This window comes from Alkalibacillus haloalkaliphilus C5, assembly GCF_000269905.1.
Taxonomy (GTDB): Bacteria; Bacillota; Bacilli; order Bacillales; family Alkalibacillaceae; genus Alkalibacillus; species Alkalibacillus haloalkaliphilus_A.
The window spans coordinates 1-8591 of the sequence record NZ_AKIF01000124.1 but is presented as its reverse complement, the minus strand read 5'-3'; the positions used below and the strand labels follow the sequence as shown (position 1 = coordinate 8591).

Below are 8591 nucleotides of genomic sequence, written 5' to 3'. Positions count from 1 at the left end.
ATTATATACTGTTAACGTCTATAATTAAAATGATAAATATAAAAAAAGTGCTGAACTATAAATTCAGCACTTTAAAATAGAAGAATTTAAATTTATAAATCCTCTGCTGATACGGCATCAGCTGGAGGGGTTAAAGGATCTTCTTGATTAATGTGATCGTAAAACATGACCCCGTTTAAATGATCAATTTCATGTTGGAATACGATTGCTGCGTATCCTTTAAGCCTTAGTTTAACTTCTTCACCATCTAAAGTGGTTGCTTTTACTGTGATGCGTGCATAGCGAGGTACAATTCCTGGTACATCACGATCAACGCTTAAACAACCTTCTCCATTTGGTAAATAAGTACGTTCCACAGAATGACTCATAATTTTAGGGTTAAATAATCCGTAACTAAATTCACGGTTATTAAAATCAGTGAAATGAACAGCAATCATACGTTTTGTAAGTCCTATTTGTGGTGCGGCAAGACCAATACCAGGTCTTAGGCCATATTTTTCTGCCATTTGTTCGTCTTGACTGTTTTTTACGTATTGTAACATCTCATCTAATGTTTGTTTATCTTCTTCAGTAGGGGGAAGTTCAACTTGTTCAGCTCTCTGCCTTAAAACTTCATGCCCTTCACGTACGATATCGTCCATCGTAATCATTTAATTCATCCCTTTCTCAACTTATGTAAAAACCTTAGTTAGCTATGGTCATTTTATCACAATTTTTTTCAATTCATAATTAATCCGTAATATTTTTGTTGTATAAATTATGGTATACTGTTTGTTAGAATGTGCCTATTATACAAAATGAACAAAAATGTAAAGTATACTTCATTTTTTGTTTAGCTAAGATGTATAATAGGTATCGGAATAAAGAGACGAGGTTAAGAAAGAGGGATCAGACGATGAAAAAAATATTATTAACAGCCGTTCTAGCATTGAGTTTAGTCTTTCTTGCTGCATGTAATGGTGGAAATCAAGCAGCGGAAAAAATTTATGACCACCTTGAAACGTCAGTAGAACTTGAAGAAGAATTCCATGAAGCACAAAGCGAGCTAGTGGAAATAGAGCAACAAGAACATGAACTTTACAATGAAATGATCGAAGTTAATATGGATGAGTTAGATGAAATAGAGGGTACTGTAAATGAAGCGTTAGATTTATTAGAAGAACGCCGTCAACTAATGGAACAGGAAATGGATAGTATTGATGCTGCTAAGGAAGAATTCGACCAAGTTGAACAGTACGTAGAAGACTTAGATGAAGAGGCTCAACCTGTAACGAATGAAATGGTTGAAAAGATGGTTGAGCGTTATGAAGCTTTTGTTAATCTGTATGACGCTTATATGCAGTCGTTAGATTATGACGAAGAGCTTTACGAGATGTTATTAGATGAAGAGTTAGAAAGTGAAACATTAGATGAACAAGTTGACCTTGTAAATAATAGCTATGATGAAATTACAGAAGCACAAGAGACATTTAACCAGCGCACTAGTGAATTTAACGATATGAAACGCGATTTTTATGATGCGGTAGAATTAGAAGTGGAGTTTGTTGAGTAAAATAATTGTTGTAATACAGTGCATGCTTTAAAAGAGTATGCACTTTTTTTATGTTTTTTAAATTAATAGAACTTATGTGAATGCGCTTTTATATAGGGGTTACGAAATAGAAATATATTATAGTTTCAAGATTATCTGTTATATTACAGGTGAGCTATTATAATATAACAGATTAATATATTATTTTGATAGAATGTGATAGAAAAGCTAGCAAATCCCTTTGAAATAAAAGTGTTTGACTAAATAAGTAGCTTTAAGATAAACTACTTTATAGGTGAATATTGTACTAATCACTTTGCATTGATCAATGTAACAGCTAATTTTGATTAACGCTAATTAATAATGGGTACATATATAAAAGGTAGGATTAGTACTCTAAGAATTGGCAAACTTATAGTAAGTCAAATTTTTTTATAAGGAAGGAAGAGGTGACTAGAGTGAGTTTTAAAAATCCACTTGAAGGTATCGAAGAAAAGTTTGAAATGATTCAAATTTTAGATGAAGACGGTCAAATTGTTGACGAAGACAACGTACCTGATTTAACTGATGATGATCTAGTCGAATTAATGCGTCGCATGGTTTATACACGTGTGTTAGACCAACGTTCGATTGCGTTAAACCGTCAAGGTCGTTTAGGTTTCTACGCTCCAACAGCTGGTCAGGAGGCATCACAATTAGGAAGTCATTTTGCTATGGAGAAAGAGGACTTCTTATTACCAGCTTATCGTGATGTACCTCAATTAATTTTCCATGGTTTACCACTATATCAAGCATTTTTATTCTCTCGTGGTCATTACCACGGTAACCAGATGCCTGAAGATGTAAATGCAGTAAGCCCACAAATCATTATAGGTGCTCAAATTACTCAAGCAGCTGGTGTTGCTTACGGATTTAAACATAATGGTAAAAAGAATGTAGCATTAACGTACACTGGTGATGGCGGTGCATCACAAGGTGACTTCTATGAAGGTATTAACTTCGCAGGAGCGTATAAAGCTCCAGCAATATTCGTTGTACAAAATAACCAGTTTGCTATTTCAGTTCCAGTTGAAAAGCAATCAGCAGCTAAGACAATTGCACAAAAAGCAGCTGCAGCTGGTGTGCCTGGCTATTTAGTTGATGGTATGGACGTTCTAGCTGTTTACAAAGTTGTTAAAGAGGCGCGCGATCGTGCTGTTAATGGTGAAGGTCCAACGTTAATTGAAACAATGACATATCGTTACGGTCCACACACAATGGCTGGTGATGACCCAACTCGTTACCGTACAGATGATATGGATGACAAATGGGAAAAACGTGACCCACTTGTGCGTTTCCGTAAGTACCTAGAAGGAAAAGATCTATGGTCAGAAGAGAAAGAAAACGAAATTGTAGAGACAGCTAAAGAAGAAATTAAAGAAGCAATCAAGAAAGCTGATCAGCAAGATAAACAAAAAGTTACAGACTTAATGTCAATTATGTACGACGAACTTCCACAAAACTTAGAAGAGCAGATGGAAGAATATAAAGAAAAGGAGTCGAAGTAAACCATGGCACAAATGACGATGATTCAAGCAATTACTAATGCCCTTCACACGGAATTAAAAAATGACGAAAACGTCCTTGTGTTCGGTGAAGACGTTGGCCAAAACGGTGGTGTATTCCGTGCAACTGAAGGTTTACAAGAAGAATTCGGGGAAGAACGCGTATTTGACACGCCATTAGCTGAGTCAGGTATTATCGGTCTAGCAGTTGGTATGTCAACTCAAAATTTACGTCCTGTACCTGAGATTCAGTTCTTCGGCTTCGTATATGAAGCGATGGATGCAGTAAGTGGCCAAGCTGCTCGTATGCGTTATCGTTCTGGCGGTCGTTGGCATGCACCAATGACAATCCGTTCACCATTTGGTGGTGGTGTACACACTCCAGAACTACACGCAGATAGTTTAGAAGGCTTAATGGCGCAACAACCTGGTCTTAAAGTAGTTATTCCATCAAACCCATATGATGCAAAAGGTTTATTAATTCAATCTATTCGTGATAATGATCCAGTTATTTTCTTAGAACATATGAAGCTTTATCGTTCATTCCGTGAAGAAGTACCTGAAGAAGAGTACTCAATCGACTTAGGGAAAGCGAACGTTAAGCGTGAAGGTAGCGACATTACATTCGTTGCTTACGGCGCAATGGTACATGCAGCATTAAAAGCAGCTGATGAATTAAAAGAAGAAGGTATTGAGGCAGAAGTTATTGACCTACGTACAGTAGCTCCAGTTGATATCGATACTATTATTGAATCAGTAGAGAAAACAAATCGTGCTGTCGTCATTCAAGAAGCTCAAAAGCAGGCAGGTATTGCGGCTAGCATTGTTTCAGAGATTCAAGAGCGTGCTATTTTACACCTAGAAGCACCAGTTCTTCGTGTAGCGGCACCTGATACAGTGTATCCATTCTCAGAAGCTGAAGAGGTATGGTTACCAAACCATAAAGATATTGTTGAGAAAGCGAAACAATCGATTAACTTTTAAATGATAATTAGAATAGGAGGGTATAATCGTGGCCTTTGAATTTAAGCTACCGGATATCGGTGAAGGTATACATGAAGGTGAAATTGCCAAATGGTTTATTAAACCTGGTGATGAAATTCAAGAAGACGATGTATTGTGTGAAGTTCAAAACGATAAAGCAGTTGTTGAAATCCCTTCACCAGTTGAAGGTACAGTTAGTGATGTACTAGTAGATGAAGGTGAAGTTGCGACTGTAGGCGATACAATTGTAAAGATCGATGCGGAAGGTTATGAAGATGAAGGTTCTGATGATGCTGAAGAGTCAGCTGAAGAAGAAGAGCCTAAAGAAGAACTGAAAGAAGAAAAACAAGAGGCTAAAACGGACTCGGATGAAAAAGTTGGTGGCAATGAATCAGACGTAGATGAAGGTCAGCGTGTTATTGCAATGCCATCTGTTCGAAAATATGCTCGTGAAAATGATGTAGACATTCGTCAAGTATCAGGTTCAGGTAAAAATGGTCGTATCTTAAAAGAAGATGTCGATACATTCTTAAGTGGAGATCAAAAAGCGGAAGCTCCGTCTGAAGCAAAAGATCAAACTGGAGAACAAACAGCTGAGGCAGCGAGTGAAACAAAACAAGAGCATGTATTAGAAGGTCAATATCCAGAGACGCGTGAAAAGATTAGCGGTATCCGTAAAGCAATCGCTAAAGCAATGGTTAACTCAAAGCATACAGCGCCACACGTAACATTAATGGATGAAGTTGATGTAACTGAACTTGTTAATCATCGTAAGAAGTTTAAAGAAGTTGCTGCTGAGCAAGACATTAAGCTAACTTACTTACCTTACGTTGTTAAAGCGCTAGTATCAACTCTGAAGAAATATCCGGTATTAAATACATCGTTTGATGATGATACTGAAGAGTTAATTCAGAAGCATTACTACAACATTGGTATTGCTGCTGATACAGATAAAGGTTTATTAGTTCCAGTTGTTAAAGATGCTGATCGTAAATCAGTATTCCAAATTTCAAGTGAAGTAAACGATTTGGCAACTAAAGCTCGTGATGGTAAACTATCTTCAGAAGAGATGAAAGGTGCATCAAGTTCAATCACCAATATTGGTTCAGCTGGAGGTAAGTGGTTCACACCAGTTATTAACCATCCTGAAGTAGCGATTTTAGGAATCGGTCGTATTAGTGAAGAGCCAGTTGTACGTGATGGAGAAGTTGTAGCTGCTCCAGTATTAGCTATTTCATTAAGCTTCGACCATCGTATCATTGACGGTGCAACAGCACAGCATGCTATGAACCATGTAAAACGTTTATTACATGATCCACAATTAATTATGATGGAGGCGTAGATTTTATGGTAGTAGGAGATTTCCCGGTAGAGGTAGACACACTCGTAGTAGGAGCTGGCCCTGGCGGATATGTTGCAGCGATTCGTGCTGCACAAATGGGGCAAAACGTAACAATCGTTGATAAAGGTAACTTAGGAGGCGTTTGCTTAAACGTAGGTTGTGTTCCTTCTAAGGCACTAATCTCTGCAGGTCATCGTTACGAACATGCGAGCGGCTCAGATGATATGGGTATCGTTGCAGAAAACGTATCAGTTGACTTTTCAAAAGTTCAAGAATGGAAAGGTCAAGTTGTAGATAAGCTAACTGGCGGTGTTGAAGGCTTATTAAAAGCGAACAAGGTAGACATCGTTAAAGGTGAAGTTTACTTCGTAGACAAAAACACAGCTAAAATTATGGATGATAAACAGTCTCAAACTTACAAGTTCAAAGACGTAATCGTTGCGACTGGTTCACGTCCAGTTGAATTAAAGCCATTCCCATACTCTGATCGCGTTCTAGATTCAACAGGAGCACTAGAGCTTGATGAAATTCCAGAGAAGATGGTTGTAATCGGTGGAGGTTACATCGGTACAGAGCTTGGTGGAGCATATGCTAGCTTCGGTACTGAAGTAACAATCCTAGAAGGTGAAAAAGACATTCTAGGTGGTTTTGAAAAGCAAATGACTCAACTTGTGAAAAAGCGCCTGAAGAAAAAAGGTGTTGACGTTGTAACAAACGCAATGGCACAAGGTGTAGAAGAGACAGATAACGGTGTTAAAGTAACATATGAGCTTAAAGGTGAAGAGAAAACTGTAGCAGCGGATTACCTACTCGTTACAGTTGGACGTCGCCCTAACACTGATGAAATTGGTTTAGAAGAAATCGGCGTTGAGTTAGATGATCAAGGTCTAATTAAGATCGATAAGCAATGCCGTACAAACTTAGATAACGTATATGCAATTGGTGATATTGTTGAAGGACCACCACTTGCACACAAAGCTTCTTATGAAGGTAAAATCGCTGCAGAAGCAATTAGCGGTGAAAAATCTGAAATCGACTACTTAGGTATTCCAGCAGTGGTATTCAGTGACCCTGAATTAGCTAGCGTTGGTCATACTGAAGATAGCGCGAAAGAAGCAGGATTTGAAGCAGAAGCTTCTAAATTCCCGTTCGGTGCAAACGGCCGTGCGCTATCACTAAATGATTCAGATGGTTTCGTGAAGCTTGTTACGCGTAAATCTGACGGTTTAGTAATCGGTGCTCAAGTAGCAGGACCAAATGCAAGTGACTTAATTTCAGAATTAGGTTTAGCAGTAGAAGCTGGTATGACAGCTGAAGACTTAGCTCTTACAATCCACGCTCATCCAACATTAGGTGAAACAGTGATGGAAGCAGCTGAAGTTGCAATTGGTATGCCAATCCACATCGCAAAATAAAGAGAAGTATAAACCCCTTGGCTCTTATGCCAAGGGGTTTTTAGTTGTTTGTATTTTAGTAGTAGTTTGAGCGCTAATAAATTACTGCGAGCGCTGATAAAAAATCATGAGCGCTGATAAAACTCCCTGAAATCCTTTTTTAAATAGGTGCCCCAACCGAGGACAGCCTGTACATTTTATCTCTCTTCACGTTTTTTCCTTCTCAATGGATAATTACGTGCTTCTTCCCTAAATGCTTTCACGAGTGAGAAGATGATCAATATGAGCACGAAAGCAAATGGAAATGCGGCTATGATTGATGCTGTTTGTAATGCACCTAAGCCACCTTGCCATAATAGTACAGCAGCTGTTGCTGATTGTACAACACCCCAAGACAATTTTACTCGTAAATTCGGATTTAAACTTCCGCCTGTCGTTTGCATACCTAATACAAATGTTGCTGAGTCAGCAGACGTAATAAAAAATGTACTAATTAATAAAATCGTTAAAAGCGTTGTGATTAGAGAAAGAGGATAATTTTCTAAAACCGTAAATAACGCTCCTTCTTCTCCTACTTCGTCTATGACAGTTTGAATGTTCATGTCATGGTGGTATTCTAATGAAATCGCTGAACCACCAAAGGCTGAAAACCATAAAGCACCAAAAATAGTTGGAACAAGCAATACACCAATAACAAACTCTCGAACTGTACGACCTCTAGAAACTCGAGCGATAAACATACCTACAAATGGTGCCCATGCAATCCACCAAGCCCAATAGAAAATAGTCCAACCTTCTAACCATTCTGTATCATCAGGGCTAAATGGTGTTGTTCTGAAACTCATAGAAGGCAAATTTTGTACGTAGCTTCCGAGTGTTGTTGTGAAGTAGTTCATAATAAAGTTTGTTGGTCCTGCAAAGAGCATAAAGAAAAATAAAATAAACATTAGTATAATATTTGTTGTACTTAAATATTTAATTCCTCGATCTAATCCAGTTAAAGCTGAAAGCATAAATAATACGGTAACAATGGCGATAATGATTAATTGGAGGGTAACGGTATTTTCGAGGTTTTCATTAACGAATCCTAAACCACTACTTATTTGTTGTGCCCCTAACCCTAGCGATGTAGCTACACCAAAGATTGTTGCGAAAACTGCAATTGTATTTACAACAGTTCCATAAGTGTTGTCCATTCTGTCTCCAAACAATGGTTTTAAAGTACTACTAATTAGGCCGGGATAGTCCTTTCTAAACTGAAAATAAGCTAAAGCAAGAGCTAGTATTGCATAAATTCCCCATGGGTGTAATCCCCAGTGGAAGAAGCTATAACGCATCGCAACACGCCCAGCTTCACTTTGTCCTTCTACATCATACGGGGGAGCATTAAAGTGTGAAATAGGTTCTGCAGCCCCCCAAAACACTAAACCAATCCCCATACCTGCGCTAAAAAGCATGCCAAACCATGTTAAGTAATTATATTCAGGCTCATCTCCGTCTTTACCTAAAACGATATTTCCATATTTTGATACGACTAAAAATGCAGCAAATATAAGAAAGGCAGTAGCTGATAGTAAATAGAACCATCCAAACTTCGAAACTAAAAAGCCTTGAATATTACTCGTCACTTCGTTTAAATTCCAATTCGGCCACGTCTCTTCGGGTATAACACCCCAAATAATAAATAGAATAGCAATCGCAAGAGATATATAAAATACTTTAGTTACCGATTCTCTCATTAATGATCAACCTTTCTGTTCATCTTAAGATGCACATAAGTCATACTAATTTGCTTT

General features: G+C 38.0%; 7 protein-coding genes. 5 read left to right on the top strand and 2 right to left on the bottom strand.

Annotated features, from left to right (window positions below; all coding sequences use genetic code 11):
* Positions 1 to 92: 92 nt before the first annotated feature.
* Positions 93 to 650: a peptide deformylase gene (gene def, locus A194_RS0112120; RefSeq protein WP_017187098.1), complete on the bottom strand. Its 558-nt coding sequence runs from the start codon at positions 648 to 650 to the stop codon at positions 93 to 95.
* 245 nt (positions 651 to 895) lie between these two features.
* Between def and A194_RS0112115 the strand changes: the two genes are divergently transcribed.
* The 5 genes from A194_RS0112115 (at position 896) to lpdA (ending at position 6816) form a co-directional block, all read left to right on the top strand.
* On the top strand, positions 896 to 1552 hold the full coding sequence (locus A194_RS0112115; protein WP_017187097.1) for a YkyA family protein: 657 nt from the start codon (positions 896 to 898) through the stop codon (positions 1550 to 1552).
* A 482-nt stretch (positions 1553 to 2034) separates the two neighbouring features.
* On the top strand, positions 2035 to 3078 hold the full coding sequence (gene pdhA / locus A194_RS0112110) for a pyruvate dehydrogenase (acetyl-transferring) E1 component subunit alpha (RefSeq protein ID WP_050980523.1): 1044 nt from the start codon (positions 2035 to 2037) through the stop codon (positions 3076 to 3078).
* A gap of 3 nt (positions 3079 to 3081) precedes the next feature.
* Complete coding sequence (locus A194_RS0112105) at positions 3082 to 4059, top strand: alpha-ketoacid dehydrogenase subunit beta (protein ID WP_017187095.1); 978 nt, start codon at positions 3082 to 3084, stop codon at positions 4057 to 4059.
* Positions 4060 to 4087: 28 nt separating this feature from the next.
* Entirely contained in the window at positions 4088 to 5401 is a 1314-nt protein-coding gene (locus A194_RS0112100; RefSeq protein WP_017187094.1) for a dihydrolipoamide acetyltransferase family protein, read from the top strand.
* A 5-nt stretch (positions 5402 to 5406) separates the two neighbouring features.
* A complete protein-coding gene (gene lpdA, locus A194_RS0112095; RefSeq protein ID WP_017187093.1) occupies positions 5407 to 6816 on the top strand; it encodes a dihydrolipoyl dehydrogenase in 1410 nt (469 codons plus the stop codon).
* Between the two features lie 176 nt (positions 6817 to 6992).
* Here the strand turns inward: lpdA and A194_RS0112090 are convergent, their stop codons facing one another.
* Positions 6993 to 8534, bottom strand: coding sequence for a glycine betaine uptake BCCT transporter (locus tag A194_RS0112090; RefSeq protein ID WP_017187092.1), 1542 nt, complete (start codon positions 8532 to 8534; stop codon positions 6993 to 6995).
* Between the last annotated feature and the right edge of the window lie 57 nt (positions 8535 to 8591).

Coding starts and splice junctions, on each gene's coding strand:
- def (WP_017187098.1), bottom strand. CDS start 650: ATGATTACGATGGACGATATCGTACGTGAAGGGCATGAAGTTTTAAGG.
- A194_RS0112115 (WP_017187097.1), top strand. CDS start 896: ATGAAAAAAATATTATTAACAGCCGTTCTAGCATTGAGTTTAGTCTTT.
- pdhA (WP_050980523.1), top strand. CDS start 2,035: ATGATTCAAATTTTAGATGAAGACGGTCAAATTGTTGACGAAGACAAC.
- A194_RS0112105 (WP_017187095.1), top strand. CDS start 3,082: ATGGCACAAATGACGATGATTCAAGCAATTACTAATGCCCTTCACACG.
- lpdA (WP_017187093.1), top strand. CDS start 5,407: ATGGTAGTAGGAGATTTCCCGGTAGAGGTAGACACACTCGTAGTAGGA.
- A194_RS0112090 (WP_017187092.1), bottom strand. CDS start 8,534: ATGAGAGAATCGGTAACTAAAGTATTTTATATATCTCTTGCGATTGCT.